Annotated in this window: 24 protein-coding genes; 10 read left to right on the top strand and 14 right to left on the bottom strand. The window is 68.4% G+C overall.

Going from position 1 to position 26,360, the window contains the following annotated elements; all coding sequences use genetic code 11:
• Nucleotides 1–42 precede the first annotated feature (42 nt).
• The 4 genes from OO71_RS27740 to OO71_RS50340 all read left to right on the top strand — a co-directional run bounded on the left by OO71_RS27740 (nucleotide 43) and on the right by OO71_RS50340 (nucleotide 4,313).
• The gene (locus tag OO71_RS27740; protein ID WP_033292873.1) at nucleotides 43–2,595 is read left to right on the top strand and encodes an ATP-dependent Clp protease ATP-binding subunit; all 2,553 of its coding nucleotides are present in this window, start codon (nucleotides 43–45) and stop codon (nucleotides 2,593–2,595) included.
• Between the two features lie 65 nt (nucleotides 2,596–2,660).
• Complete coding sequence (locus OO71_RS27735; protein ID WP_033292872.1) at nucleotides 2,661–3,629, top strand: protein kinase family protein; 969 nt, start codon at nucleotides 2,661–2,663, stop codon at nucleotides 3,627–3,629.
• Between the two features lie 18 nt (nucleotides 3,630–3,647).
• Entirely contained in the window at nucleotides 3,648–4,043 is a 396-nt protein-coding gene (locus OO71_RS27730; RefSeq protein WP_245633793.1) for a VOC family protein, read from the top strand.
• Between the two features lie 126 nt (nucleotides 4,044–4,169).
• Complete coding sequence (locus tag OO71_RS50340) at nucleotides 4,170–4,313, top strand: hypothetical protein (protein WP_156096565.1); 144 nt, start codon at nucleotides 4,170–4,172, stop codon at nucleotides 4,311–4,313.
• 27 nt (nucleotides 4,314–4,340) lie between these two features.
• Here the strand turns inward: OO71_RS50340 and OO71_RS27725 are convergent, their stop codons facing one another.
• A complete protein-coding gene (locus tag OO71_RS27725; protein WP_033292870.1) occupies nucleotides 4,341–5,780 on the bottom strand; it encodes a M1 family metallopeptidase in 1,440 nt (479 codons plus the stop codon).
• A 142-nt stretch (nucleotides 5,781–5,922) separates the two neighbouring features.
• Here OO71_RS27725 and OO71_RS27720 point away from each other — a divergent pair, with 142 nt between their 5' ends.
• On the top strand, nucleotides 5,923–9,102 hold the full coding sequence (locus OO71_RS27720) for an AfsR/SARP family transcriptional regulator (protein WP_033292869.1): 3,180 nt from the start codon (nucleotides 5,923–5,925) through the stop codon (nucleotides 9,100–9,102).
• Here the strand turns inward: OO71_RS27720 and OO71_RS27715 are convergent.
• Nucleotides 9,084–9,614 (bottom strand): C40 family peptidase, encoded by a 531-nt coding sequence (locus OO71_RS27715; RefSeq protein WP_051792387.1) that lies wholly within the window; start codon nucleotides 9,612–9,614, stop codon nucleotides 9,084–9,086. The two genes, OO71_RS27720 and OO71_RS27715, sit on opposite strands and share 19 nt — an antisense overlap.
• Before the next feature lie 105 nt (nucleotides 9,615–9,719).
• Here OO71_RS27715 and OO71_RS27710 point away from each other — a divergent pair, with 105 nt between their 5' ends.
• A complete protein-coding gene (locus tag OO71_RS27710; RefSeq protein ID WP_051792385.1) occupies nucleotides 9,720–12,413 on the top strand; it encodes an AfsR/SARP family transcriptional regulator in 2,694 nt (897 codons plus the stop codon).
• On the opposite strand, the gene OO71_RS27705 is transcribed toward OO71_RS27710, so the two are convergent.
• From OO71_RS27705 to OO71_RS27680, 6 genes are all read right to left on the bottom strand, one after another.
• Nucleotides 12,410–13,108 carry an ESX secretion-associated protein EspG gene (locus OO71_RS27705; protein ID WP_033292868.1) on the bottom strand — a complete coding sequence of 233 codons (699 nt, stop codon included), beginning with the start codon at nucleotides 13,106–13,108 and terminating at the stop codon, nucleotides 12,410–12,412. The two genes, OO71_RS27710 and OO71_RS27705, sit on opposite strands and share 4 nt — an antisense overlap.
• 33 nt (nucleotides 13,109–13,141) lie before the next feature.
• Complete coding sequence (locus OO71_RS27700; protein ID WP_033292867.1) at nucleotides 13,142–14,365, bottom strand: WXG100 family type VII secretion target; 1,224 nt, start codon at nucleotides 14,363–14,365, stop codon at nucleotides 13,142–13,144.
• Entirely contained in the window at nucleotides 14,365–14,991 is a 627-nt protein-coding gene (locus tag OO71_RS27695; protein WP_084145339.1) for a DUF3558 domain-containing protein, read from the bottom strand. The genes OO71_RS27700 and OO71_RS27695 overlap by 1 nt, the downstream gene beginning before the upstream one ends.
• Nucleotides 14,984–15,463, bottom strand: coding sequence for a hypothetical protein (locus tag OO71_RS27690; protein ID WP_033292865.1), 480 nt, complete (start codon nucleotides 15,461–15,463; stop codon nucleotides 14,984–14,986). Before OO71_RS27690 ends, OO71_RS27695 begins: the two co-directional genes overlap by 8 nt.
• Before the next feature lie 152 nt (nucleotides 15,464–15,615).
• The gene (locus OO71_RS27685; RefSeq protein ID WP_033292864.1) at nucleotides 15,616–16,413 is read right to left on the bottom strand and encodes an ABC transporter permease; all 798 of its coding nucleotides are present in this window, start codon (nucleotides 16,411–16,413) and stop codon (nucleotides 15,616–15,618) included.
• A complete protein-coding gene (locus OO71_RS27680) occupies nucleotides 16,410–17,387 on the bottom strand; it encodes a daunorubicin resistance protein DrrA family ABC transporter ATP-binding protein (protein ID WP_033292863.1) in 978 nt (325 codons plus the stop codon). Before OO71_RS27680 ends, OO71_RS27685 begins: the two co-directional genes overlap by 4 nt.
• Nucleotides 17,388–17,496: 109 nt before the next feature.
• On the opposite strand from OO71_RS27680, the gene OO71_RS27675 reads away from it, so the two are divergent.
• A complete protein-coding gene (locus OO71_RS27675; RefSeq protein ID WP_051792382.1) occupies nucleotides 17,497–18,447 on the top strand; it encodes an endonuclease/exonuclease/phosphatase family protein in 951 nt (316 codons plus the stop codon).
• Nucleotides 18,444–18,878: an acetyltransferase gene (locus OO71_RS27670; protein ID WP_156096564.1), complete on the top strand. Its 435-nt coding sequence runs from the start codon at nucleotides 18,444–18,446 to the stop codon at nucleotides 18,876–18,878. Before OO71_RS27675 ends, OO71_RS27670 begins: the two co-directional genes overlap by 4 nt.
• Here the strand turns inward: OO71_RS27670 and OO71_RS27665 are convergent.
• Nucleotides 18,865–19,665 (bottom strand): SIR2 family NAD-dependent protein deacylase, encoded by an 801-nt coding sequence (locus OO71_RS27665; RefSeq protein ID WP_033292862.1) that lies wholly within the window; start codon nucleotides 19,663–19,665, stop codon nucleotides 18,865–18,867. The genes OO71_RS27670 and OO71_RS27665 overlap by 14 nt on opposite strands.
• The gene (locus OO71_RS27660; RefSeq protein ID WP_033292861.1) at nucleotides 19,658–19,966 is read right to left on the bottom strand and encodes an antibiotic biosynthesis monooxygenase family protein; all 309 of its coding nucleotides are present in this window, start codon (nucleotides 19,964–19,966) and stop codon (nucleotides 19,658–19,660) included. The genes OO71_RS27665 and OO71_RS27660 overlap by 8 nt, the downstream gene beginning before the upstream one ends.
• A 55-nt stretch (nucleotides 19,967–20,021) precedes the next feature.
• Here OO71_RS27660 and OO71_RS27655 point away from each other — a divergent pair, with 55 nt between their 5' ends.
• Entirely contained in the window at nucleotides 20,022–21,437 is a 1,416-nt protein-coding gene (locus OO71_RS27655) for an AAA family ATPase (protein WP_033292860.1), read from the top strand.
• Here OO71_RS27655 and OO71_RS27650 read toward each other — a convergent pair.
• Complete coding sequence (locus OO71_RS27650) at nucleotides 21,413–22,825, bottom strand: M1 family metallopeptidase (protein WP_033292859.1); 1,413 nt, start codon at nucleotides 22,823–22,825, stop codon at nucleotides 21,413–21,415. The two genes, OO71_RS27655 and OO71_RS27650, sit on opposite strands and share 25 nt — an antisense overlap.
• A gap of 57 nt (nucleotides 22,826–22,882) precedes the next feature.
• On the opposite strand from OO71_RS27650, the gene OO71_RS27645 reads away from it, so the two are divergent.
• Nucleotides 22,883–23,635, top strand: coding sequence for an alpha/beta fold hydrolase (locus OO71_RS27645; RefSeq protein WP_211260618.1), 753 nt, complete (start codon nucleotides 22,883–22,885; stop codon nucleotides 23,633–23,635).
• A gap of 43 nt (nucleotides 23,636–23,678) precedes the next feature.
• On the opposite strand, the gene OO71_RS27640 is transcribed toward OO71_RS27645, so the two are convergent.
• The 3 genes from OO71_RS27640 to OO71_RS27630 form a co-directional block, all read right to left on the bottom strand.
• Nucleotides 23,679–24,626, bottom strand: coding sequence for a peptidoglycan recognition protein family protein (locus OO71_RS27640; protein ID WP_033292858.1), 948 nt, complete (start codon nucleotides 24,624–24,626; stop codon nucleotides 23,679–23,681).
• Nucleotides 24,627–24,716: 90 nt separating this feature from the next.
• Nucleotides 24,717–25,592 carry an HhH-GPD family protein gene (locus OO71_RS27635; RefSeq protein WP_033292857.1) on the bottom strand — a complete coding sequence of 292 codons (876 nt, stop codon included), beginning with the start codon at nucleotides 25,590–25,592 and terminating at the stop codon, nucleotides 24,717–24,719.
• Between the two features lie 23 nt (nucleotides 25,593–25,615).
• Nucleotides 25,616–26,107, bottom strand: coding sequence for a beta-class carbonic anhydrase (locus tag OO71_RS27630; RefSeq protein WP_033292856.1), 492 nt, complete (start codon nucleotides 26,105–26,107; stop codon nucleotides 25,616–25,618).
• Nucleotides 26,108–26,360 lie beyond the last annotated feature (253 nt).

Raw genomic sequence — 26,360 nt, 5'->3', positions numbered from 1 at the left:
CGGGGGTTACGGGCCGCCGACGCAGCAGTCGAGGGAGTGCGCATGTTTGAGAGGTTCACCGACCGCGCGAGGCGGGTGGTCGTCCTGGCCCAGGAAGAAGCCAGGATGCTCAACCACAACTACATCGGCACCGAGCACATCCTCCTGGGTCTGATCCACGAGGGTGAGGGTGTCGCCGCCAAGGCGCTGGAGTCGCTGGGCATTGCCCTCGAGGGAGTGCGCCAGCAGGTCGAGGAGATCATCGGCCAGGGCCAGCAGGCACCGAGCGGGCACATCCCGTTCACGCCGCGGGCGAAGAAGGTGCTGGAGCTGTCGCTGCGCGAAGCGCTGCAGCTCGGCCACAACTACATCGGCACGGAGCACATCCTGCTCGGCCTGATCCGCGAGGGCGAGGGCGTGGCCGCCCAGGTACTCGTGAAGCTGGGCGCGGACCTCAACCGGGTCCGCCAGCAGGTGCTGCAGCTCCTGTCGGGTTACCAGACCGGCGAGAAGGCCAGCGAAAGCGGCTCCGGCCGGGGCGAGGGCACGCCGTCCTCCTCGCTGGTGCTCGACCAGTTCGGCCGCAACATGACCGTGCTCGCCCGCGAGGGCAAGCTCGACCCGGTCATCGGGCGCGGCAAGGAGATCGAGCGGGTCATGCAGGTGCTGTCCCGCCGGACCAAGAACAACCCGGTGCTCATCGGCGAGCCGGGCGTCGGCAAGACCGCCGTCGTCGAGGGGCTCGCGCAGAGCATCGTCAAGGGCGAGGTGCCGGAGACGCTCAAGGACAAGCAGCTGTACACGCTTGACCTGGGTTCGCTGGTCGCCGGTTCGCGCTACCGCGGTGACTTCGAAGAGCGGCTCAAGAAGGTGCTCAAGGAGATCAAGACCCGCGGCGACATCATCCTGTTCATCGACGAGCTGCACACGCTCGTCGGCGCGGGTGCGGCCGAGGGCGCGATCGACGCGGCGTCGATCCTCAAGCCGATGCTGGCCCGCGGTGAGCTGCAGACGATCGGTGCGACCACGCTCGAGGAGTACCGCAAGTACATCGAGAAGGACGCCGCGCTGGAGCGCCGCTTCCAGCCGATCCAGGTGGGCGAGCCGTCGCTCGAGCACACCATCGAGATCCTCAAGGGCCTGCGCGACCGGTACGAGGCGCACCACCGCGTCTCGATCACCGACTCGGCGCTGGTTGCGGCCGCCACTCTGGCCGACCGCTACATCAACGACCGGTTCCTGCCGGACAAGGCCATCGACCTCATCGACGAGGCAGGCGCCCGGATGCGCATCCGCCGCATGACCGCGCCGCCGGACCTGCGCGAGTTCGACGAGAAGATCGCCGACGTCCGCCGCGACAAGGAGTCCGCGATCGACGCGCAGGACTTCGAGCGGGCCGCCCGGCTGCGTGACGAGGAGAAGCAGCTCCTCGGCCAGAAGGGCGAGCGCGAGAAGCAGTGGAAGGACGGCGACCTCGACGTCGTCGCCGAGGTGGACGACGAGCAGATCGCGGAGGTGCTGGCCAACTGGACCGGTATCCCGGTGTTCAAGCTCACCGAGGAGGAGACCACCCGGCTGCTGCGCATGGAGGACGAGCTCCACAAGCGCATCATCGGCCAGGAGGACGCGGTCAAGGCGGTCTCACAGGCGATCCGGCGTACCCGCGCCGGCCTGAAGGACCCGAAGCGCCCGTCCGGTTCGTTCATCTTCGCCGGCCCGTCCGGCGTGGGTAAGACGGAGCTGTCCAAGGCGCTGGCGGCGTTCCTGTTCGGCGAGGACGACGCGCTCATCCAGATCGACATGGGTGAGTTCCACGACCGCTACACGGCTTCGCGGCTCTTCGGTGCCCCTCCGGGTTACGTCGGCTACGAAGAGGGCGGCCAGCTCACCGAGAAGGTGCGGCGCAAGCCGTTCTCGGTGGTGCTTTTCGACGAAATCGAAAAGGCGCACCAGGAGATCTACAACACCCTCCTGCAGGTGCTGGAAGACGGCCGGCTCACCGACGGGCAGGGTCGTACGGTCGACTTCAAGAACACGGTCCTCATCTTCACCTCGAACCTTGGCACCTCGGACATCTCGAAGTCCGTGAGCCTCGGCTTCTCCTCCGGAGCGGACACGAGCAACCGCTACGAGAAGATGAAGCAAAAGGTCAACGAGGAAATGAAGAAGCATTTCCGGCCGGAGTTCCTGAACCGGATCGACGACATCATCGTCTTCCACCAGCTCACGCAGGACCAGATCATCGAGATGGTCGACCTCATGATCGGCCGGGTCGAGACGCAGCTGCGGGCGAAGGACATGGAGCTCGAGCTCACCGCGAAGGCCAAGGCACTGCTGGCCAAGCGTGGTTTCGACCCCGTGCTCGGCGCCCGGCCGCTGCGCCGCACGATCCAGCGCGAGATCGAGGACCAGCTGTCGGAGAAGATTCTCTTCGGCGAGGTCGAGGCAGGCCAGATCATCCTGGTCGACGTCGATGGCTGGAGCGGCAACCCGGAGGACCGGGACGACGAGGCGAAGTTCACCTTCCGCGGTGAGAAGCGCCCGTCCTCGGTGCCGGACGCGCCGCCGGTCACCATCGGTGCCGCGGAAAACGGTGAGGCAGCCGAGAACGACTGATCGGTTTTCTTCGAGAAGGGCGGCTTCCTGACGGGGAGCCGCCCTTCTCTCTATTCTCGGACGGTATGGGGAGAATCGCGCGCCACAGCGCCGCCGCCACCGGGCTCGCGCTGTTGAGTGACCATCAGCTCGCCCGGCTTCTGGATGCGGCCCCGGTGGTGGCTGTCGGCATCGGCGGCACTGCGGTCCGGCTCGACGTGGCGGGCGTACCGGTCTTCGCCAAACGCGTGCCACTGACGGACCTGGAACGGCGCCCGGAAAACGTTCGCTCGACAGCGAATGTCTTCGACCTGCCCACGTTCTGCCATTACGGTCTCGGCTCCGCAGGCGGCGGAGTGTGGCGGGAACTGGCCGCGCACGTGATGACGACGGGCTGGGTGCTGTCCGGCGAATGTGCGCATTTCCCGCTGCTGTACCACTGGCGGGAGTTGCCGATGCCGAGGCGTACTCCCGATCTTGAGGAACGCGAGCGGTCGGTGGAGTTCTGGCACGGTTCCCCGGCGGTCCGCCGCCGTCTGGAACTGCTGGACGATGCGACGTCGAGTGTGGTGCTGTTCCTGGAGTACCTGCCGACGACGGTGCACGAATGGCTGCGCTCTCACCTGACGGACGCCGCATGGATCGAAACGCAACTCCTTGCGGTAACGGATTTCCTTGCTGCCCAAGGTCTTTTGCATTTCGACGCCCATTTCGGCAATATCCTCACCGATGGGAAACAGATCTATCTGGCGGATTTCGGCCTTGCCCTGTCGACGCGCTTCGACCTGACTCCCGCGGAGCGTGCTTTCGCGACCCGCAATGCCGCCCACGACCGGGGGTATGTGGTGACCCAGCTGGTGAACTGGCTGGTCACCGAACTGGCGGGAACGGTGACCCGCGCCGAGCGAGTGGCGTACGTCCGCCGAGGCGAGTTCTCGCTACCGGAACCGGCGTCGTCCATTGTCAAGCGTCATGCGCGGACAGCCATGGTGATGAACGAGTTCTACGACCAGCTTATGGGGGAGAGCCGGGAGACCCCGTTTCCGGCGAGATAACACTGGAGGCCGGAAATCGTGGGCACGCTGCATCACGTCGAACTCTGGGTACCGAACCTGTCGCGCGCGATCGACTCGCTCGGCTGGCTGCTGGAGGAGATGGGGTACACGCGGTTCCAGAATTGGGAAGGCGGCCGAAGCTGGCGCTTTGGGCCGACGTACCTGGTGGTCGAACAGTCCCCGGCGATGATTGCTGAGCACTACGACCGGTGCCGTCCTGGGTTGAATCATTTGGCTTTCTATGTCGAGGACGCGGCGGCGGTGGAGAAGCTGGCGGTCGATGCCGTACGGCATGGGTGGCAGTTGATGTTTCCGGATCGGCATCCGTATGCCGGGGGCGCGGAGCATTACGCCGCGTATTTGGAGAACGAGGACGGCTTCGAGGTCGAGCTTGTCGCGACCACGGTGCCGTAATCGGGGTGATGATCGAGTTTCACCATAGTGCGCGAATTTCTGCACTTTCGTCATCTTTGCTCCGTGAGGTGCGCCGCGCATACTTCCTTCTAACATCCTGCTCCGCCTCAGTTGCGAGGAGTGACAATGAAGAGAATCGCCAGAATGATCGCGTTCTTTGCGGTGGCGTCGGCCGTGGTGGTCACGGGTGCGGTTGCCGTCGACCAGGTGTCGGCCGGTCAGGGCACCCACACGATGGCGTGGTGCGGGCGCCCCGGTCAGGGTTGCTGAGCAACGCGTACCAGGGCGCCCCGATCGTCATCCGGCAGCAGGTTTCAAATCCCCCGGATACAAATACTCCGCCGAAGGCTTGCCCGACCCGTAGATCCACGCGTCGAAGAAGCCCTGCAGATCCTTGTGTGACACCGCTTCCGCGTAGTGCTGGAACTCCTGCATGCTCGCGTTTCCGTCGCGGTGCAAGGCGGGCCAGGTCTTCAGCACCCGGTCGAATGCGGCCTGGCCCATGTACTTGCTCAGCGCGTGCAACGCCGTCGGGCCCTTCGAATACACGTACGTGAATTCGTTACCCGGCCCCATGTCGTACAGCTTTCCCGCCCAGAAGCTGTCCGGCGCGCTCGCTACCCTGTCCAGGTACAGCTTCTTCAGGTCTTGGCCTTCCTTTTCCTGCGCCCACAACCATGTTGCGTACGAAGCAAAACATTCGTTGAGGCACACATCCCGCCAATGGTCCACGGCTACGCTGTCGCCGTACCACTGGTGGGCGTTTTCGTGCACGATCGTGCTGATGTTGCCCGCTCGGCCGGAATAGATCGGGCGGCTGAGGGTTTCCAGCGAGAAGCCGATCGGCTCGGCGAGGAAGATGCCGCCTGCCGCGTCCACCGGGTACTTGCCGAATTTCGACTCCAGGAAGTCGAGGATTTCCGGCAGCCGCGCCTCGGCCTGTTTCGTCTTGTCCGGCGTGCCCGGGGCGAACGCGCTGACGATCGGCGTGCCGTCGGCGCGCTGCTGCCGGTCGAAGGTCCACTTGTCGATGGCCACCGTGGTCATGTACGGCGCCGCCGGGGTGTCCTCGGACCACACGTGCGTGGTGCCCGCTTCCGTCTTGTACGACCCGGCCTCGCGGCCGTTGCCGATCACTCCCCACTCGTCCGGGACCGTGATGGCCAGGTGGAACGTCGCCTTGTCGCGCGGGGTGTCGTTGACCGGGTACCAGGTGGTGGCCGACTTGGGCTCGCCCGCGGCGAACGCGCCGCCGGAGCGGGTGAACTGCCAGCCGTTCTTGCCCAGCAGCGGGTCGTTGATCGCCTCGGGGACGCCGTGGTAGGCGATCACCGCGCGGAACGGCAGGCCGCGGATCAGCGGGTACCGCGGCGTGATGACGACCTCGTGGTCGCCGGTCCGGGTGAACTTCGCGGGCAGGCCGTTGACCTTGACCGAATCGACGGTGAGGCCCTTGAGGTCGAGGTTGAACGAGCTGAGCGACTGGGTCGCCCGCGCGGACACCGTCTGCAGGCCGGTGAGCTGGTGGCTGTCCGGCGCGTAGGTGACCTTGAGGTTGTAGTCCGAGACGTCGTACCCGCCGTTGCCGTCCTGCGGGTAGTAACTGTCGCCGCCGCCGTCCGAACCGGGTGTCGGCCGTCCCCAGCCGTCCTGGCCTGCCGATGCGATCCCGGTGGTCAGGCTCAGTGCGGTGAGCGTGGCGGCGACGGTCACTGCCGAGCGGTGCGGTGCTCTCATGGGCGCTCCTGTCTGCGTGCGGATCCCTCGCAACGTAGCGCTGCGGAGGCGCTGGGTAACCGCTGGGCGGTGGAATGTCCGGAAAGTCCACACTTCCGTTGGGCTCCACCGCTTCCGGGGTGCTGTCTGGAAAGCTGGACCTGTGCACGTGGCGCTGCTGGGCCCGCTGCGAGCGGATGGGGACGACGGCACGCCGATCGACATCGGCGGAGCCCGCCTTCGCATGCTCCTGTCCCGGCTGGCGCTCGATACCGGGCGCGCGGTGCCTGCCGACCTCCTCATCGACGGCCTCTGGGGCGCCGAGCCGCCCGCCGACGCGCCCAACGCACTGCAGTCGCTCGTCTCGCGGCTGCGCCGGGTGCTGCGACCCTCCGGCGCCGAGCTGGAGTCCGTGAACGGCGGTTACCGGCTTGCCGCGCCGCCGGAAGCCGTCGACGCCCACCGGTTCGAAAAGCTCGCCGCCGAAGGTCGCCGGGAACTCGCCGCGGGGCGCGACGAAACCGCCGCCGAGGCCCTCGGCCAGGCGCTCGCGTTGTGGCGCGGGCCCGCGCTCGCGGACGTGCTCGACGCGCCGTTCGCTGCCGCGCCTGCCGCCTTGCTGGACGAGCGGCGTACCGAGGCCACTGAGGACTGGTTCGAAGCCGGGCTGCGGCTGGGGCGCCATTCCGAGGTGCTCGCCGACCTCACCGCGGCAGCGCAGGCGCATCCATTGCGGGAACGGCTGGCCGGGCTGCGGATCCGCGCCCTGTGTGCGGCCGGACGGCAGGCCGACGCCCTCGCCGCGTATTCCGCGATCCGTACGACGCTGGCCGACGAGCTGGGCGTCGATCCGTCCGCCGAACTGCAGGACGTACACCTGCGTGCGTTGCGTGGGGAGTTCGCGCCCGCGGCGGCGGTGATCGACCGGCTGCCGCAGCGGCTCACCAGCTTCATCGGCCGCACCGACGAGCTCAAACTGCTGGCCGAGCTGCTCGAAGGGGCCCGGCTGGTCACGCTCGTCGGCCCGGGCGGCGCGGGTAAGACCAGGCTCGCGACGGAGGCGGCGGCCCGGGATTCCGCGCACGCGCACGGTCTCGTGTGGTTCGTGCCGCTGGCGGGCGTGCGCGACGCGGGTGACGTGCTTGCCGCGTTGCTCACCTCGCTCGAGGTCCGCGATCTCCGGTCGACTGAGACCGAGGCGCGGCGCCGTCCGGTCGATCTGTTCGACCACGCGGTGGAGGCGCTCAGCGGCGCGGAAGCGTTGCTGGTGCTGGACAATTGCGAACACGTGGTGGACGCTGCGGCCGGGCTGGCCGAGGATCTGCTGCGCCGGTTGCCGAAGCTGCGGGTGCTCGCGACGAGCCGGGAACCGCTGGCCATCACCGGTGAGGCGTTGTGCCCGCTCGGTCCGCTCCCGGTGCCGGACGAGACGGCGCCGGACGTCGCTGCCCTCGACTCCGTCCGGCTGTTCCTCGACCGTGCCGTTGCCGTGCGCCCGGGGTTCCGGCTCGATGAGTCCACAATGGACGCGGTACGGCAGATCTGCCGGCGGCTCGACGGGATGCCGCTCGCGCTCGAACTGGCTGCCGCGCGGCTGCGGTCGATGACCGCGGACCAGATCGCCGAACGCCTCGACGACCGGTTCCGGCTGCTCACCTCCGGCAGCCGGACGGCGTTGCCGCGGCAGCGCACGTTGCGCGCGGTGGTGGATTGGAGCTGGGACCTGCTCACCGACGCCGAGGTCCGGCTCGCCCGCCGGCTGGCAGTGTTCGCGGCGAGCTTTTCCGAGGAGGCGGTGGAAAACGTCTGTGCGGACGACGAGCTGCCCGCCGAGGACGTGGTGTACGTGCTGGGTTCGCTCGTCGAAAAGTCCATTGTGGACGTCGTCGGCTCGCGGTACCGCCTGCTGGAGACGTTGCGGGTGTACGCGGCCGACCGGCTCGTGGTGTCGGGTGAGCAGGAGCGGATGCGGGAGGCGATGGTCGCCTACTACGCGGACCTGGTCGATCGCACCGAACCGCAATTGCGCGGGCCGGGTCAGCTCGCCGCGATCGAGGTGTACGACGACGAGAACGACAATTTCACCGCGGCGCTGCGGATGGCGATCGCGTCCGGGGCCGCGGATTCGGCGGCGCATCTGCTGTTCGGCATGTTCTGGTACCTCAACATCATCGGCCAGAACGAGCGTGGTGCGCGGTTCGTCGACGAGGTGCTGGAGTTCGGCGACCGGCTGCCCCACGACATGGCGGTGAGCCTGCGGTTGAGCCAGATTCTCATGCGGACGATGGCGGGTCCGCACGAGAAAACGGACGTCCGGGACCTCGCGCAGGAATGCGCGCGGACCGGTGCGGCGGAGCGGAACCCGTGGCTGTCGGTGGGATTGCCGATCGTCGCGTACCTCAACGGCGACCGCGAGCTGGCGATGCGCGAGGTCCGCCGGGCAATCGAGCGGGACGACCGGTGGGGCCGCGCCGCCGGGCACTGGGCGGAGAGCTTCATCCTCGGCGACGCGGGCGATCTCGACGGTGCCGAGCAGGCACGGGAGCGGGCGCACGAGGGCTTCGCCGAGGTCGGCGACCGCTGGGGGCTCGCGATGACGCACAGCTTCCGCGCCGGGGCGTTGTCGCAGGCCGGGAACCACGAAGGGGCGATCGCCGGATACACCGAGGGCCTCCGGCTGGCGCTGGAGCTGCGGTCCCGCGACGACGTCGTACAGCAGTGGTGGCGGCTCGCCGTGGAACGTTCGCGAGCCGGTGACAGCGAAGGTGCCTGGCGGGAGATGGAAGCCGCGGAGCGCTTCGCCGCCACTGGTGGGGGAAACCGGGGCCTGCGCTTGATCCTCCTGCTCGGCCGGGCCGAACTGCTGGTCCGCGATCGGCGGCTGGGCGAGGTCCGCGAGGTCTACCGGGAAATGGTGTCGGCCAAAGTGGACTGGCCGATGCCGGAGGGCTTCGAAGCGGAGTGGCTCGGTCTCGTCGAAGCCATGGTGCTGCTCGCCGAGGGCCGTCCGGACGAGGCGGAACCGGTGGCGCTCGGGATGATCAAAGCGGTGGCCGGGCGCGCCGACATGCCGGATCTGGCGGGAGGTCTTGAGCTTCTCGCCCAGATCCGTTGGCAGCAGGGGAGGTACATGTCGGCGGCCCGGATCCTCGCACTCACCGCCGTCGCCCGCGGGCGGTTCGATCTGGGGAGCCCGGAAGTCCGGGGGCTGATCGAAAACCTGACCCGCGAGCTGGGGGCGCGGCGGTACGAGGAGCTGGTGGCGGAGACCACGCGGATGTCGCGGAGCGAGGGGATCGCGTGGCTCCTTGCGGAGGAGAGCGGTCAGCTCGCCGACACGTAACCGGTGATGTCCCCTGGCCGTCCGGCCGCCCTGGCGTGAGCGGGGTCGAACGCCCGCTGGCGGACCACGCGGTTGCTGGAGTTGCCCTCGATCGTTTCGATGGTGCCGCCCGCGTGGACGGTGGCGACGATGCCGATGTGCTTGTTGCCCCCGTAGATGACGAGGTCACCCGGTTTCATCCCGCGGTGCCCGTTGTGCGCCCGGCCGTGCTGCCTTCCCCAGCGGAACACCTCGCTGACCGCGGCGATCCGGCCGATGGTGATCCCGGCCCGGCGCCAGACCCAGGTCGCGAAGTCGGCGCACCATTCCTCGCAGACCGGCGAGTACCTCGTGCAGTTGGATCCCGGCGGACGTTCCCCCTGGCCGAGCTCGCCTTCGGCAGTGGAGACGATCTTGTGCCGGATGTCTGCGGTCGCTGCGGTGGCAGGTGTCGGCATGGCTGTCGCCCCGCCGCCGATGAGCACGGCAGCGGCGAAAAGCACCGCGACCGTTCGCTGGCCCTTGACCCTCATGTGACTTCCTCTCCGTCCGTCGAGAAAACCGTTTGCGACCGCTTTGGACCCATCGTGACGATCTGACCTATACGATCCGCATATGCGCACCGTTCCGGGGGGAAGATGGAGATCCGGCTACTCGGCCCGCTGACGGCAGGGGAACGCGGCCGTCCGCTCGAACTGGGCGGGGCGCGGCAGCAGGTGGTCCTCGCGGCGCTGGCGCTGCGGGCCAACGAAGCGGTGAGCCTCGGCTACCTCATGCAGGCGGTGTGGGACGAGGCGCCACGGTCGGCGGAATCGAACCTGCGCACGTACGTCCAACGGTTGCGCAAGCTCCTCGGCGGGCCGCGGCTGTGCACGCGTTCCCCGGGGTACGTGCTCGTCGCCGGGCCGGGTGAGGTGGACGTCGCGCGGTTCGAGGAGCTGGCCACCCAGGGCGAGGCGGCCCGCGATCGAGGCGACCTCGCCGAGGCGATCCGGCTGTTCGGCGCGGCGCTGGACCTGTGGCGAGGACGGCCGCTGGAGGGGCTTTCGCCGGGTCCGGAGCTGCGGGCCACGATCGCGTGGCTGGAGGAGCGGCGGCGGACGGTCGTCGAGGCGCAGGTGGCCGCCCAGCTCGAAACCGGGGACTACCACGGCGCGCTGCTGCGGTTACGGCCGATCCTGGCGGAGTATCCGCTGCGCGAGGGGCTGTGGGGGCAGCTGATGCGGGCCTTGCACGGGGCCGGTCGCCGGGCCGAGGCGCTGGAGGCGTACCAGGAGATTCGTCAGCTGCTGCGGGACGAACTCGGGGTCGAACCCGGTCCCGGATTGCGCCGGGTCCAGCAGTCGGTGCTGGAGGCCGGTTCGTCGTGGCGGGACCTGCCGATGGACATCGCCACGTTCACCGGCCGCGAACCGGAGCTGCGGATGCTGCACAAGCTGGCCGAGGCGACGGACGGCACGGCAGCCACGGTGGTCACGATCGAAGGCATGTCCGGGGTGGGCAAGACGCGGCTCGCGGTCCGGGCCGCGCACCAGATTGTCGCAAGTGGACTGTTCGGCGAGGTGCAGCTGTACGCCGACCTGCAGGGATTCACCGCGGACCACCCACCCGTCGCGCCCGGTGCGGTGCTGGAAAGCCTGCTGCGCAAGCTCGGCGTGGCCGGTGAGCGGATTCCCGGCTCACTCGGCGAACGGGCGTCGTTGTTCCGCGATCGGCTGGCGGGCAAGAGTGTTCTGCTGGTGCTGGACAACGCCGTCGACGAGCAGCAGGTACGCGCCTTGCTGCCGGGTAGTTCGCATGCTTTGGTGCTGATCACGAGCCGGCGCAGCCTGGCCGGGCTGGACGGGAGCGTGTCGCTGCCGCTCGACGTGTTCACCGCCGAGGAGGCCGTGACGCTCATCGGCAAGGTCATCGGGCGGCAACGCCTCGACCGTGCTGCCGCGCAGCATCTCGCCGAACAATGCGGTCGCCTGCCGATTGCCGTTGCGCTGGCGGCAAAACGCCTGCAGACGAGACCTGCTTGGGCGGTCGCGGATTTCGCTCAGCGTCTGGCTTCTGGTCAATTGTCCCAGCTGGCTCTCGGAGACCGTGCGGTCACCGCGGCGTTCGATCTTTCCTATCGTGCGCTCAGCGAGTCGCAGCAACGGCTTTTCCGGCTGCTGTCGGTGAATCCCGGCGAGGATGTCACCCGGTACTCGGCCGCGGCGCTGGCCGGGATCAGCAGTGGTGTAGCCGAATCCGGGCTCGAGGACCTTCTCGACGAGCATTTGCTCCAGCAGACCCAGCCCGGACGTTACCGGTTGCATGCCTTGCTGCGGACGTACGCTGCCGCCCAGGCCGAACCGGACGGCGCTGCTTTGGAGAGGTTGCTGACCTGGTGGCTTGGTGCCGCCCGCGTGGCTGCACAGGCTGTTGATCCGCATCGGCCGGTACTCTTGGATGCTGTTGATTCTGTTGGGGAAATCCCCGGGTTTGCGGATCGTGGCGAGGCTATGCAATGGTTCGAACAGGAGCGCGGCAACCTGGTTTCGGCCGTACAAGCGGCGGCACGACAGGGTTTCGACGTGATTGCGCTCCAATTGCCTCGCGCGATGTTCGCCTTCCTGCACTTGCGCAGTTATCGAGACGATTGGGTCGCCACGCACCGGATAGCACTGGCTGCCGCGCAACGGCTGGGAAATCGCCGAGCCGAGGGAGATGCGTTGAGTAAGCTGGGGGTAGTCTACAGCGATATTCCTTGCTACGCCGACGCATTCGCCGCGTACCGGCAAGCTCTCGTCATTCAGGAGGAGATCGGCGATCACGGCGGGCAGGCGTGGACCCTCAACAACCTGGGCGTCGGCCACGCGGAACGCGGTGAGTACGACGAGGCATTACCGGTTTTGCGGCAGGCGTTGGAATTGTTCTGCGCGGTCGGCGATCAACGCGGGGAAGGGTATGCGCTGAACAACCTCGGCGATACCTACCGTGGGTGCGGCCTTTTCGCCGAGGCGGCGGGACATCTCGAACGCGCGCTGGAACTCCAACGCGCTATTGGTGACCGGATCGGCGAGCGGTATACGCGCTACAGCCTGGGTGCCCTCTGCTTTGACCGCAGCCGGTATCCCGAGGCGCGCGAGCACTACGAGGTAGCCCTGGAAATCAACCGCACCCTTGCCGATGATTGGGGAATCGCCCAGGCGCAAGCCGGTTTGGGCCGGGTTCTCCACGGTGCTGGTGATCTCGTCGGAGCTCGCACGTGCTGGCAGGCGGCGTTGCCGGTGCTGGAACGCCTTGGGGGTCCGAAGGCAGCGGAGATCCGTGCGCGGCTTGCGGAAACGGAAGGTGCTTAGGCTGCGCTGCTCAGCTGGTACTCGAGTTCGCGGAATATCCGGCCGATGTCGTCGGTACCGGCCGGGCTGATGTTCAGCCAACCGTCGGCGACCGACGCGGTGAAGCGACCTCGTTCGGTGTCGATCCAATACGGCGGCTGGCCACCCCGGATCCTGCTGCCGCCGCGACGGACGGCGACGTACAGCCGTCCGACGTTGATTCTGGGGGCTTGCATCCACTCCACCGCGCGCCTTGCGTCCCGCGCGCTGCCGGTGCGGGTGGCGGGTGGGTCGCCGTTCAGGACCGCGGTGTAGTCCTGTTCCGAGCAGGACAGGGAATGCAGGTGCGGGACCGGCGGGGTCGGCGGGAGGGCTTCCGCGAGATCGTCCGGCCCGGTTTCGGCTGAGCTGGGGTAGAGGGTGACGGAGTCCGGTCCGGCGACGGCAAGGATTGCTTCGCGCCTTCGGGTCGCCGCTTGGAGAGTGACGTCGCGGCCGCCGATTCTCGCCCAGCAGTAGTAGTCGACGGCCGGGCGTTGCAGCAGCCCGATCACGTCGGCGAAGTCCCGGGCGTGGTACCCGGTGCGGGCGAGTTCGGCGTCGGCGTGGTCGTCGAGCTGAGCCGCCTCCTCCGGCGGGTACCACTTTTCGCCGCCGATCAACGTCGGGTGGAGGTCTCCGCCGTCCAGCCGTCGGACCAGGTTCTGGTAGCCCATGCGGCTGAACCGGAGGGGTGCTCGCAGCACAGGTCAGGCTCCGATGGTGGGCGGGGTCGGCCGCATGCCGTCGGGGTAGCCGCCGAAGAGCTCGTCGACGTCCTGGTCGGGGAGCGTGATCTTCCGCTGGTGCTCCTCGTCCTCGCTGCCTTTGCCTTTCCCGTTTCCGGTACTCAGGCCACCCATGCCGGGGGTGCCCTTGGCTCCTGCCGCGGCTGTTCCCGGGCGTGCTGCCCCTTGGCCATTGCCGGGAATGGCGGTTCCCGTGCCGCGACCCGGCTGCTGTCCGGCTCCGCGTGAACCCGCGCCGGTACCGCCTGGCCTGCTGCCCGGACCACCTTCCGGCCTGCTGCCCAATCCTCCGGGTCCTCCTGGTGCGCCGAAGCTTCCTGGCGCGCCGAAGCTGTTGCCAGAGCCGGAATCCGCGCCGACCGGCCCGAACGTCGGCAGCCGCCCCGAACCGAACCCGGGCGCGTCGTTCACCGGCGGTTTCGGTGCGTAACCCGCGGTCGTGGTGGTGTCGGAGGTCGGGTTTTCGTTGCTGACACTAGGATTCGGAACGACCGGATGGGGCGCCGAGCCGGGCTGCACCGGGCTCTCGCTCGACTGGCCTTGGCCTGCGGTGCCGAGGTGGCTGCCGCTGCTGACTCCCGCGGAGTGCGCACGCCTGCCGACGGTGCCTTTGGAGCCCCCATCCTGCCCGGACACTCCACCGGGCGACGACCCCGTTGCGACGGCAAGCCCGGCCGGTGCAGCGCTCAGTACCGGGTAATCCTTGGCCGCGGTGTTGCGATTCCCGTCCGTTGTGGCGTAATAGCCGCCATACGCTTCCTTGTTGGTCTTGTCATTGGTATCCCACTGCGCGGCGGCCTTTTCCGAATCGCTCGCGTGGAACGGGTTGTAGCTCGCCAAATCGTTGGTGTCAGGACGGCTGCCGGTCATCTTGGCGAGCTTGTTCAAGGTGTGGTGGAAGCCGCTGTTCTGCGAGTTGAGCGATTGCGCGCTACGCCCGAGGTCGTCGGCCGCCTGCTGGGACGTCTGGATCAACGGACTGAACCCGGCTTGCGCCTTCGCGGAGGCGTCGCCCTGCCAGGCGTTGTCGAGTTTGCCTTGAAGCCGGGCAATCCGGGCGACGAGGTTCTCGTGCGCGCCTTTGAGCGATTCGGCCGCTTGCTGCCCACTGTCGAGCGGTGCGGTGTTGGCGCCGTAGCGGTGCATCCGCTCGTAGACCTCGGCGCCGGTATAGCCGTCCGGCATCAGTGGCCTCCTTTCTGGAGGTACTGGACCACGAATCCGGCAACCTTCTTGCCGAGCTCGCAGCTGTCAGCAAAGGGCTGCTTGAGGGCGTCGAGGTCCACGCTGATCGTGTACGTGAGGTCGTCTCGGAGCCCGACCGCCAGACCGCAGCTCCCCGGCGAGGAGTTGGTCGCAGCGTCGTAGATCACCCCGGGATAGCCGCTGACGGTGAACGGCTGGAACTTGCTGAGCCCTCCGGATTGCTGCTTGCCGTAGAGCCCGCTGATCCCGCCGTGAGTGGGATCGGCGGTGAACACTGCTCCGGTGGTCGAGGACGGCCCGTCGTCGGTGGCGAAGCTCCAGCTGCAAGCGGGGCCGGTCGGGTCGGCGGGCTTCGGCTCCGAGTTCTTGGCCGGAGCGCCGAGGGTCGCCACCTGGTCCGGGGTCATCGCAGCGCACGGGCTTTTCTCGAGCGGTGCGGGGTCCAACGGGGCCGGAACCGATGGAGCTCCGAACCTCGGACCCGCGGAGCCGGGTGCAGCCGGCGACGACGCCGGAGCGGCGCTCCCGGGCTCGCCAGAACAGCCGGTTGCCAGAAGCGCCGCGGCAAGGAGGCTGAATGCGGTGGCTGCGATTGGTTTAGGCATGGTGGCGGTGAAGGCCTTTCAGATCAGAGACGGCCCGGTGTTCTTGCTTTTGGTAAGTATCCAGGGCCTGCTGCACGGCATCCCTCTGGCGCCCGAGCTCCGCGACAACGCTGTTGAGGAAGTTGGTATAGGACCGGCCTGCGGCGTTGAGATCCTGCACGTAGTTGATGCTGGCGACTTCGTCACCCATTGGAGTGAATGACACGAGCTGCCGGGCATGCCGCCGAAGATCCTTCTGTACCCAGTCGAGGATGTCTTCGATCTCCTTCACCACCTCATGGGCGGTGTCCGGCTCCAGCCGGTACCCGCCACCACCGGTGGGCATGCCGTCATTCGCCTTGGCCTGTGCGTCTGCGGCTTCCTTCGCCGTCTGTTCCGGCGTCTTGTCCCGCACATACCGGTACCCCGGGACCAGCGGACCCTGCATATCCGCCGGAATGTGCCTGACGCGCTCGACGTCGCCATCCGCCATCGAAGGCCTCCCCACCCTCGCAACCGAACATCACCGACCGTATCACGGCTGTCTGCAATTGGTGACGAAACAGATGATCTTCCGCACGAGAAAAAAGCCTGCGCCCGGCCAAAAAGACCGGACGCAGGCTCCCCACCCCCTCGGGGTCGCCCTCACATCCGACGGCGGTAGGCCCACGTCGCCAGCGGGAAGAACACCACTACCGCACCTGCCATCCACGCCAGTGCTCCCGCAAGGGAACCTGCGACCGGACCGCCGTTGAGGAGGCCGCGCAGGGCGTCGGCCATCAGGCTTACCGGGCTGATGTCCGCCCATGCCTTGAGCCAGCCCGGCATCGTCGCCGTCGAGACGAAGACGTTGCTGCCGAACGTGAGCGGCATGATGAACACGAACATCAGACCCTGTGCCGCGCCAGGGGATTTCATCAGCATGCCCACGAAAACCGAGCCCCAGCAGAAGCACAGGCCGAACGCGAGCGCCAGCAGCACCGCGACCAGGAACTGACCCGGCCCGGTCTGCACGCGGAAGCCCATTGCCGTCGCGACGACCAGCAGTACCGCCAAACACACCACGTACCGCACGAGGTCCGCCAGTACCGCGCCAACCAGCGGCGCCGAGCGGGCGATCGGCATGGCGCGGAAGCGGTCGAAGACGCCCTTCGTGACATCTGTGTTGAGCTGCGTTCCGACGGTCAGGCACGCCTGCAGGATGTTCATCACGATCACGCCCGGCACGAGCATCTGCAGGTAGTTGTCGATGGACCCGCCGAGGGCGTTGCCGAACAAATAGGTGAAGATCAGCAGGAAGATGATCGGCATCAGCGTGACGTCGGCCAGCTGCTCCGGGTTCTTGCGGATCTTCAGGATTCCGCGCCAGGCAAGGGAAAGCGCGTGTTTCGTGCCCTGCCCGAGGCTGATGTGCCGGGGCGGGTCCACGGCGAGTGCGGTCACGACCGGCTCCCTTCGAGTTCGCGTTCGTCCTTCGGCTCTTCGGCGGCGTGCCCGGTGAGCGCGAGGAACACCTCGTCGAGGCTGGGCAGCCGCAGCGCCAGTTCGTCGGACGTGATGCCGGCCGCGTCGAGGCGGCGGACCAAAGTGGACAGCAGCACCGGGTCGGACACCGGCGCGGTGAGCAGGCCGGTGGCGTTGTCCCGAGTCGGCGTGACGCCGGTGAGCTCGCCAAGGATCCGGTCGACCGCGTCGAGGTCGGCCAATGACGTCGGACGTACCTGCAGCGTCTGGCCCCCGACGCGCCGCTTCAGCTCGTCGGCCCGTCCATCCGCGACGACGTGGCCGTGGTCGAACACGGTGATGCTGTCGGCGAGCTGGTCGGCCTCCTCGAGGTACTGCGTGGTGAGCAGCACGGTCGCACCGTCGGCGACGAGATTTCGCACAACCGCCCACACCTCGTTGCGCGCGTGCGGGTCGAGCCCGGTAGTCGGCTCGTCGAGGTACAGCACGGCGGGACGGCCGACGAGGCTCGCCGCCAGGTCGATCCTGCGCCGCATCCCCCCGGAGTACGTGCGGATCGGCCGCTTCGCCGCGTCCGACAGCTCGAACTGCTCCAGCAACTCGGCGGCCCGCGCCCGCGCGTCCGCCCTCGACAGGTTGAGCAGCCGGCCGATCAGCACTAGGTTCTCGGTGCCGTTCAGATCCTCGTCCACCGACGCGTACTGCCCGGTGAGCCCGATCAGGCTGCGGACCCGCACCGGATCGCGCACCACGTCGTAACCGCCGACCGTGGCGTGCCCCGCGTCGGGTCTCAGCAGGGTCGCCAGGATGCGGACCGCCGTTGTCTTGCCCGCGCCGTTCGGCCCGAGCACCCCCACCACTTTCCCGAACGGGACCTCCAGGTCCACCCCATCCAGTGCCTTCGTCTCCCCGAACCGCTTGACCAGGCCTTCGGCCCGGATTGCGTGCGACATGTTTCCTCCTCCTGTGTCGCTTCCCCGACACTCTGGACGGTCCCGCTGGCAAGACGCGCACAGCACGCTGACACGGGGCTGTCAGCGCGTCCCCGGCATACTCGGACGCATGGTGATGGACGCCGACGCGCGAACCCGGCTGGTCACGGGCCTACTCGTGGTAGCCGGACTGCCGCTGTTCGCAGTGGCCGTGCTGCGCACGATCGGTTACGACGGCGACTGGTACCTGACCGCTCTGATGGCGCTCGCCCCGTACGTGATCGTCTACGGCGTCCTGCTCGCCGCAGTGGCGTTGCTGCTGCGGCGCTGGTGGGTCGGCGGGGTCGCGCTGGCCATGGCGGCGCTGCTGACGGTGTACGTCGTCCCGCGCGTGATGGCCGACGAGCAGCCGGCGGCGCGCGGCAAGACAGTGCGCGTGATGGCCTCGAACCTGTACGTCGGCCGGGCCGATCCGGCGGAGGTGGTGCGGCTGGTGCGCGAACAGCGGGTCGACGTGCTCAACCTGCTGGAGATGACGCCCGCAGCGGTGGACGGGCTGGAGCGAGCCGGGCTTTTCGCGGTGCTGCCGTACCGCGTGCTGCATGCGGCGCCCGGTACGGACGGGTCCGGCATCGTGTCGCGCTTCCGGCTCACCGAGGAGGCCTACGCAGGCGATTCGGCGCGCAAACAGCCCGGCGCGATGGCCGACCTCGGCGACGGCGTGACGCTGGAGATCGTGGCGGCGCATCCCAACGCCCCGGACACCGGTTTCCACGAATGGGAACAGGAGATGCGTGACCTTTCGCGCGCCATCGGCGAGCACGGCTTGCGCGTGGTGGCGGGAGACTTCAACGCGACCCTCGACCACGCCGCGCTGCGCACCGTGCTGTCCCGCGGGTACGTCGACGCCGCCGAAGCCCGCGGCGACGGCCTGATCCCGACCTGGCCCGCCACGATGGTCCCCTTCGCGCCGCTGGACCACGTGCTGGTGGACCGCCGCGTGGCCGTGCGGGACTACCGGGTGCTGGACGTCGCGGGTACCGACCATCGGGCCGTGTATGCGGAGGTACAGCTGCCGTGATCGAACTCCGGCGGGACCACGGCTCGGGTGAATACGCCCGGCTCCTCGAGATCTGGCGCAGCGCAGTCGAGGCGACTCACCATTTTCTGGCCCCGTCGGACGTCGAGTACTACGCCACGCGCGTCCCGGAATACCTGCCGGAAGTGGCCCTGACGGTGGCGACGGTCGACGGTGTCGCGGCGGGTTTCTCGGGAACTGCCGAGGGAAAGCTGGAAATGCTGTTCGTCCACGACGATTTCCGCGGCCAGGGCGTCGGTTCGGCCCTCCTGCGGGCGGCGGTGGACCGCTTCCCGGAGCTCACTTTGGACGTCAACGAGCAAAACCCGTCGGCAGTGGGATTCTATCTGCACCAAGGGTTTGTGGTGACCGGACGGCAACCGCTCGATTCGGATGGCCGCCCGTTTCCGTTGCTGCAGCTCAAGCGAGCTTGATCAGCGTCTCCAGCGCCCCGGCGGGAATCGAGATCCCGCGGCCGTGCCGGACCTCAGCTTCCCGTGGATTGATCCGGATCAACGCCCCACTCGCCGCGCTGGCGAGCTCCGCATACCGCCGCACCGTGGGCAGCGCCTGCCCGGCACCGATCTCCACCACCACCAGATCCCGATGCGACCGGCGCCACGCAGCCAGTTCCTCCAGCTGCACCTCGCTCCGATCCGCCACCCACTCGAAATCACCGAACATCAGGATGTTCGGCCGGGCCAAGCCGCCACAACGGCGGCACGACGGCAGCGGGGGCCGGGCGCGCATCGTGGTCTCGTCGAGATCGACCACGACGTCGTCCGCCGCCCAGATCTCGTTGCTGCAGCCCGAAAAACACTGCAGGTGATGGATCGACCCGTGTACCTCGGCCACGTGCGGAAACCCGGCCGACTGGAACTGTCCGTCCACATTGGACGTGAAGACCCGCACCCCGCCGGGGGTCGCGCGTCCCCATTCCAGCAGCAGGCCGAAGCCGCGGTGCGGCATCGTGTTCCGGTACAGCTCGAGCCGGTGTCCGTAGAAACCCCAGGCCAGTTCCGGGTCCGAGGCGAAATGCCGTGGGTCGGCGATTTCCTCGAACCGCAGCCCGAGCCCGGCGTACGGCGGATACGCCCGCCAGAAGCCCTCGCCACCGCGGAAATCGGGTAACCCGGAGTCGACGCCCATCCCGGCGCCGGCGCACACGAGCAGCGCGCCGGCGCCGTGGATCAGCTCCGCGGCTCGGGCGAGCTCATTCACCCGGCTTCGATGCCTGCACGACCTCGAACTCCAGCAGGCTCGCGCCGGTCGACACCGGGTTCTTGCGCTCACCCGCATGCGCCTCGCGCGACGGGCCCTTCGCCCACGCCTGGTAGTGCTCCTCGGTCTCCCACTTCGTGTACACGAAGTAGCGCTTCTCCCCCGAGATCGGGCGGAGCAGCTCGAATCCGAGGAAACCCTCCTGACTGTCGACGGCGTGCAGCCGCGCGGCGAACCGCTTCTCCAGCTCGGGGCCGGCGCCTTCGGGTACCTCGATTGCGTTGATCTTGACCACTGCCATGTCCCCAGCGTACTGACGGCTGGCCGCCCGCTCCGGTTCGTGCGACGCTACGCACATGGGGGAAGACCACGCATTCGGCACCGAACTTGCCCGCAACCTGCAGCGCATCGTGAAAGCCGCGGCCGATTCGGTCGGCGCGGGCGACTCCGGGGAGCTGATCGACCGCGTCACCGGGCACCTCGGCGTGCCCATCACGCAGGCCCTCGTCGTCACCCGGAGCTTCGAGGACTGGGAACACGCGACCATCCAGGCGGGCGTCGACGCGTACCTCGCCGAGCAGAACGGCGGCGCCCGCACCGACTGGTTCGGCATCGCCGGTGGCCAGCGCGGGCACGAGGATCTCGTCGGCATGCTGGTCACCGCGAAGAAGCATGGCCTGTACGAGCTGGGCGCGGTCGACTACGCCACCGTCGCGGTCGGCCCGGACGAGGCGGCGGACGTCGTCCAGCTCGGGATCGTCGGCACGGTCGCGCCGGACGGGACCCGTGTGCTCATCGGCGTGCGCGGCGCGAACCTGCAGTACGGCCAGGCGAGCTCCCGGCTGGAGGTGATTGCCGCGGACCGGCGCGTGGCCACCGAAACCCGGGACCGCATCGAGCAGCTCATGGCCGAGCACGACGTGTTGCGTGGCCAGGTCATCGCATTCGGCCTGAGCGAGCACCGCAGCAACGAGCTCGTCACCTTCCTACCGCGCCCGCAGCTCGGCACGGACGACGTCGTGCTGCCGGGCGGCGTGCTGGACGCAGTGGAACGGCACACCGTCGGCATCGCTGAACACGGGTCGCGCCTGGCCGCCGCGGGGCAGCACCTCAAGCGCGGGTTGCTGCTGCACGGCCCGCCGGGCACGGGAAAGACGCACACCGTGCGGTATCTGATGGGCCGCATGCCCGACTGCACGGTGGTGATCCTTACCGGCAGCGCGATGCGGTTCGTCTCGAAAGCAGCGTCGCTGGCGCGGCGGCTGCAGCCGAGCGTGGTCGTGCTGGAGGACGTCGACCTGATCGCCGAGGACCGTGACCTCGCGCGCGGCGGAACACCGCTCTTGTTCAGCCTGCTCGACGCGATGGACGGCGTCGGCGGCGACGCCGACGTCACCTTCCTGCTCACCACCAACCGGGCGGGCAGCCTGGAAAAGGCGCTCGCCGATCGTCCCGGCCGGGTCGACCTCGCGGTCGAAATCCCGCTGCCGGACGCCGAAGGACGCGAAGCGCTGCTACGGCTGTACTCGCGCGGGCTGGACGTGACAGCCGATCTGGCGCCGGTCGTCGAGGCCACCGACGGGGTCACGGCGTCGTTCATGAAGGAGCTGCTGCGGCGGTCGGCGCTGCGGGCGCTCGCGGTCCGGCCGGACGATTCCCGGGTGCGGATCGACGACGCCGACCTGGCCGCGGCGCTCGCCGAGATGAACGACGCGCGCAGTGGCCTGACCAGGTCGTTGCTGGGCAGTCAGGGCCGGAGCGCGCCGGGGTAGAGGTTGCGGTCCGCGGGCAGTTTCGTGCCCTTGAACCAGTCGGCGAGGAAGCCGCTCAGATCGCGTCCGGCAACGCGGGACACCAGCTTCTCGAACTCCGCCCAGGTCCCGTTGGCGCCCCGGTGTTGCGTCACCCAGTCGTGCAGCAGCGTCGCGAACGCCGGTTCGCCCAGTTCCCGCCGCAACGCGTGCATTGCGAGGATGCCCTTGTCGTACACGCCTTGGAACAGGTGCTCCTGGCCCATGTCCACGAGCTTCTGCGCCCAGAAATCCGTGCTGCCCCTGGTGATCTCGATGGCCGCGCGGTACCGGTCGTCCAGGTTCTGGCCCTCGCGTTCGCCCCACAGCCACTGCGCGTACGACGCGAAGCACTCGTTCAGGCAGATGTCGGACCACGAGTTCAGCGACACCGAATCGCCGAACCACTGGTGCGCGTTTTCGTGCACCACAGTGAGGATTTCCGCCCATTTCGCATATGTCGGGCGGGTTTGCGTTTCGAGCGAGAAATGAATGTCCTCGTCGAGGTAGATGCCACCGGCGGCGCTCTGCGGGTACGGGCCGAACTTGCTTTCCAGGAACGCGATCACCTCGGGCAGCCGGTCGCCGGTGGCTTCGCGGGCTTCGGCGCCCGGCGCGTAGGCCGACACGATCGGCGTCCCGTCCGGCAAGGCGGACCGCTTCACGGTGAACTTGTCGATCGCAATCGTGGTCAGATAGCTCGCGATCGGGTTCGGCTCGGTCCACGTGGTGGTGGTCTTGCCGTCCTTGGTGGTGTTGCCCTGTTCCCGGCCGTTGGACAGCACCGTCCAGCCCTCGGGCACGTGTGCGGTGACACTGAAGGTCGCTTTGTCTCGCGGGGTTTCGTTCACCGGGTACCAGAACGACGCCGAATGCGGCTCGCCGACCAGGTACGCGCCGCCGTCCTCGGTCTTGGCCCAGCCGTTTTCCGGACCGCCCTCGTGCGGGGTTTTCGCCGGAACGCCCGAATAACGCACGCGCGTCTTGAACGTCGAACCAGCCCGCAGCGGACCCGACGGCGTCACCACCAGCTCGTGCTGTTTCTCCCGGGTGAACCGGGCCGGCTGGCCGTCGACGTCCACCGAAGCGACGTCGAGCCCGCGCAGGTCGAGGTTGAAGCTGCTGAGGTCTTGGGTGGCCTTGGCGGTGACGGTCGTGTCGCCGTCGAGGCGCCCGCTCGCCGGGTCGTAGCCGACGTCCACGTGGTAGTCGAGGGCGTCGTACCCGCCGTTGCCGTCGTCCGGGAAGTACGGGTCACCGCCGCCGCTCGCGCCCGGCGCGGGGTGCATCGGCGGCGGTTCATCCGGGCTGCACGCAGACAGCGCGAGCACGCCGGTCAGGGCGAGGACGGCGATTCGGCGGCTGCGCATGAGTTCACCCTAGAGCCAGAGATGTGATGAGGTGGCCTCAGAAACCCAGGAGGACCAATGCGACCAGGCCTGATCGACTTCGGTGGCGAAGACCGCACCGGCGTGTCGATCCTGTTGCTGCACGGGCTGATGGGCCGGGCCCGCACGTGGTGGCCGGTCGCGCAGTGGCTCAAGCGGTACGGCCGGGTACGGGGTCTCGACGCCCGCGGGCACGGCCGGGCGCCGCACACGGGGCCGTGGACCACCGAGCAGTTCGCCGAGGACGTCGCCGACGTGCTGGCCGATCTCGGGCCGTCCGTGCTGATCGGGCATTCGATGGGCGGGCTGCACGCGTGGGCGACCGCGGCAAAGCATCCGGAGCTGGTCCGCGCGGTCGTGAGCGAGGACTTCGCCCCGGATCAGCGCGGCCGCACCGTCGAGACCTGGCGGGGGTACTTCGAGAGCTGGCCGGTGCCCTTCGAATCCCTGGCCCACGTGCGGGAGTTCTTCGGCGCCGCGGGCGATTACTTCACCGAATGCGTCGAGGAACGCGAGGACGGGTACCACCTGATCGCCGACCTGGAGAACCTGTACGAGATCGCCGCCGAATGGGGCCGCCGGGACTATTGGTCCATTGTGGACGGCATCCGCTGCCCGCTGCTGGTCGTCGAGGGCGAGCACACCGCGATGCCGCCGGGGCAGCAGGCCGAGGTCGCCGCTCGGGTACCCGGGGCGCGGCACCTGGTCGTACCCGGTTCGGCGCATTTGCCGCACGCCGAGGCGCCGGAAACCTACCGGGGCGCGGTGGAGGCGTTTCTCTCCGGACTGTGACGGTCACGTGTGCCGCCCTCGCTGGCACACGTGACCGCCCAGGTCAGCGGGCCAGCTCGGCCCGCCACGCGGCAGCCGAGCGGTCCGCCGGCACGATCAGCGGCCAGACGTCCGATCCCAGGTACGCCGATTCGTCGCTCGCCCGCGCGGCCGTGCAGCTGTCGCGCGAGAGGCCCTGTCCGGCGGCGAGCCGGGTGACGGCGTCCGCGGTGGCTTTCCCGAACACGCCGTCGGTCGGTACTCCGAAACCGGCCGCGCGCAGGAACCGTTGTGCCGTCGCCACCTTCGGGCCGGTGTCGCCCGGCTTGAGCAGCGGCCACTCGGGCGCGTCAGCCCGCAGGACCGCTTGACCCAGCTGCCGTCCGACCGCCTCACGCAGCTCCGGCAGCCGGTTGTACAACACCTGTCCGCAGCATTCGGTGGAATTGAAATCGCGGTGGCCTTTGATGAAATCCGGGGTGATGCCGTACTGGTCGGCAATGTAGGCGATCAGCTGCACGAGCGAGTTCCACAGCGCCACCGGCACGTCGACCGTGCTGTAGAGGCCTTCGTTCTCGATGCCTAGACATTCGCTGTTGTGGTTGCCGACGTTGGCGCCCTGCACGTGCCGCGTCCCGCCGCGCAGGATCTCCAGGCTCCGGTGCCGTCCCTCGGTGACGTGCCCGCCGCGGCTGTTCGTGAACTGCTGGCCGGTGTCGATCCAGCCGCGGGTGTCCATGTGGAAGTTCTGGATGTCGCGCGAGATCTGCAGTGCGTGGGCCAGCGAGTAGTCGGTGTTGTTGCCCGGGTCCACGGTGTGGTGCACGACGATGTAGGTCGGCTTGTGGTTCTCCACCACGATCGCGCCGGACGCGGGCCGCGCGTTCCACTCCGCCGTCGAGTGGATCACCGGCGTGGTGGCCGCGGACGCGGTCTGGGTTTTCATCAGCCCGAGCGCGCCCACGACCGTGAGACCGCCTTTGAGCACGGCACGACGCGTTGCTTCCCCCATGCGGAACTCCTTCGCCCGGAAGTGCGACGGAGGAAAGCTAACCCGCCGTCCCGATTGGGACAACTTTTTGCCGACTTTCGTCGTAGTGCGTCAGTGTTCCCCGGGAAGCGCGAACAGGCCGTCGGCCGTTTGCTCGAGCAGCCCGTCCACGAGCAGCGAGTCCAGGCACCGGTCCCGCTGCCCCGATTCGTGCCACACGACGTCCAGGCGCGCCTTTTCGACCGGACCCTCGCTGCCGCGCAGGACGTCCAGCAGCAGCCCGCGGACCTGCCGGTCGGTGCCCGCGAACTTCTGCACCGGCTTGGCCGGTCCGGCGTATTCGGGACGGCCGTTGTGCTGCCAAGCGCATTCGGCGTGGATCGGGCAGTCCGCACAGCGCGGCGACCGCGCGGTGCAAACGAGCGCGCCCAACTCCATCAACGCCGCCGACAGCTTCGCGGCAACAGCGTCCTGCTGCGGGAGCAGTGCATCGACGTCCGCCATGTCGCGCGTATTCGACGCCGGACCCGCATCTCCCGCACCATGGACCGCACGCGCGACAACGCGTCGCACATTGGTGTCGACGACGGGCGCGCGCTTGCCGTACGCGAACGCCGCCACCGCGCGCGCCGTGTACGCGCCGATGCCCGGCAACGCGAGCAGCGTGTCCACATCGGCGGGTACGACGTCACCGTGCTCTGCGGCGATCACAGTGGCCGCCGCGTGCAGCCGGAGCGCGCGGCGCGGGTAGCCGAGCTTGCCCCACGCGCGGACCACCTCGCCGGTGGTCTCCGCGGCCAGCGCCGACGGCACCGGCCAGCGGGCCATCCACTCCAGCCAGATCGGCTGCACGCGCGAGACCGGGGTCTGCTGCAGCATGATTTCGCTGACCAGCACGCCCCACGCCGAGCAGTCCGGTTCCCGCCACGGCAGGTCGCGGCCCACGTCGGCGAACCAGTCGATCAGTACGTCGGTGTCTACTGCCACCCCGCCATTGAATACGACGGCGGTTACTTGACTTCGCTCAGCCTCCCGGCCTTCACGTCGTAGACGAATCCGCGCACGTTGTCGTTGTGCAGGAGGAAGTCGCTGCGCCGGGCCCGCTCGACCGACGTGCGCACGCTGTCCTCGACGTTCCGGAACGCCTCGACGGCCCAGGTCGGCCGCAGTCCGGTGGCGGTTTCCAGCTCGTCCTTGAACTCGTCGTCGGTGACCATGGAGAGGCCGCAGTTCGTGTGCTGGACGATCAGCACCTCGCGGGTACCGAGCTTGCGCTGGCTGAGCGCGAGCGACCGGATCATGTCATCGGTGACGACACCGCCCGCGTTCCGCAGCACGTGCGCCTCGCCCTGGAGGAGGCCGAAGATCTCGAAGACGCGGATGCGGGCGTCCATGCAGGTCAGGATGGACACGTGCAGCGACGGCATGGGGGAGGACCGGTCGCCGGGGACGATGTCGCCGATCTCGCGGTTGCGCTTGAGAAGCAGGTCGATGGAGGTCATGGGGCACCTTTCGGCTGCGCTTCCCCGCGCGGTGCGGGCGGTTGTTCATTATGGAACCCGGATGGGGCGGGTGGGGGCAATGCGGTGGGCGCGAAATCACGGTGGTGGGTTGGAACTGTTGCGGTGGGGTTTGCTGGTGGGGAACTGTTGCGGTGGGGCACCCCGAAGCTGGATTGTCACGACGGTCTGAATGGCTTGTCAAGGCGGGAAAGATGCCTTGACAAGCCATTCAGACCGTGTGGGGGCTTCGGAT

Origin of the sequence: Amycolatopsis jejuensis (genome assembly GCF_000717335.1) — a bacterium.
Classification (GTDB): domain Bacteria; phylum Actinomycetota; class Actinomycetes; order Mycobacteriales; family Pseudonocardiaceae; genus Amycolatopsis; species Amycolatopsis jejuensis.
The sequence above is the reverse complement of the archived record's forward strand: the minus strand, read 5'-3'. Positions and strand labels throughout refer to the sequence as shown.

Coding starts and splice junctions, on each gene's coding strand:
- OO71_RS27630 (WP_033292856.1), bottom strand. CDS start 26,107: ATGACCTCCATCGACCTGCTTCTCAAGCGCAACCGCGAGATCGGCGAC.
- OO71_RS27640 (WP_033292858.1), bottom strand. CDS start 24,626: ATGGGGGAAGCAACGCGTCGTGCCGTGCTCAAAGGCGGTCTCACGGTC.
- OO71_RS27690 (WP_033292865.1), bottom strand. CDS start 15,463: ATGGCGGATGGCGACGTCGAGCGCGTCAGGCACATTCCGGCGGATATG.
- OO71_RS27680 (WP_033292863.1), bottom strand. CDS start 17,387: ATGTCGCACGCAATCCGGGCCGAAGGCCTGGTCAAGCGGTTCGGGGAG.
- OO71_RS27655 (WP_033292860.1), top strand. CDS start 20,022: ATGGGGGAAGACCACGCATTCGGCACCGAACTTGCCCGCAACCTGCAG.
- OO71_RS27710 (WP_051792385.1), top strand. CDS start 9,720: ATGGAGATCCGGCTACTCGGCCCGCTGACGGCAGGGGAACGCGGCCGT.
- OO71_RS27675 (WP_051792382.1), top strand. CDS start 17,497: ATGGTGATGGACGCCGACGCGCGAACCCGGCTGGTCACGGGCCTACTC.
- OO71_RS27695 (WP_084145339.1), bottom strand. CDS start 14,991: ATGCCTAAACCAATCGCAGCCACCGCATTCAGCCTCCTTGCCGCGGCG.
- OO71_RS27660 (WP_033292861.1), bottom strand. CDS start 19,966: ATGGCAGTGGTCAAGATCAACGCAATCGAGGTACCCGAAGGCGCCGGC.
- OO71_RS27645 (WP_211260618.1), top strand. CDS start 22,883: ATGCGACCAGGCCTGATCGACTTCGGTGGCGAAGACCGCACCGGCGTG.
- OO71_RS27725 (WP_033292870.1), bottom strand. CDS start 5,780: ATGAGAGCACCGCACCGCTCGGCAGTGACCGTCGCCGCCACGCTCACC.
- OO71_RS27735 (WP_033292872.1), top strand. CDS start 2,661: ATGGGGAGAATCGCGCGCCACAGCGCCGCCGCCACCGGGCTCGCGCTG.
- OO71_RS27650 (WP_033292859.1), bottom strand. CDS start 22,825: ATGCGCAGCCGCCGAATCGCCGTCCTCGCCCTGACCGGCGTGCTCGCG.
- OO71_RS27700 (WP_033292867.1), bottom strand. CDS start 14,365: ATGCCGGACGGCTATACCGGCGCCGAGGTCTACGAGCGGATGCACCGC.
- OO71_RS50340 (WP_156096565.1), top strand. CDS start 4,170: ATGAAGAGAATCGCCAGAATGATCGCGTTCTTTGCGGTGGCGTCGGCC.
- OO71_RS27740 (WP_033292873.1), top strand. CDS start 43: ATGTTTGAGAGGTTCACCGACCGCGCGAGGCGGGTGGTCGTCCTGGCC.
- OO71_RS27715 (WP_051792387.1), bottom strand. CDS start 9,614: ATGAGGGTCAAGGGCCAGCGAACGGTCGCGGTGCTTTTCGCCGCTGCC.
- OO71_RS27705 (WP_033292868.1), bottom strand. CDS start 13,108: ATGGGCTACCAGAACCTGGTCCGACGGCTGGACGGCGGAGACCTCCAC.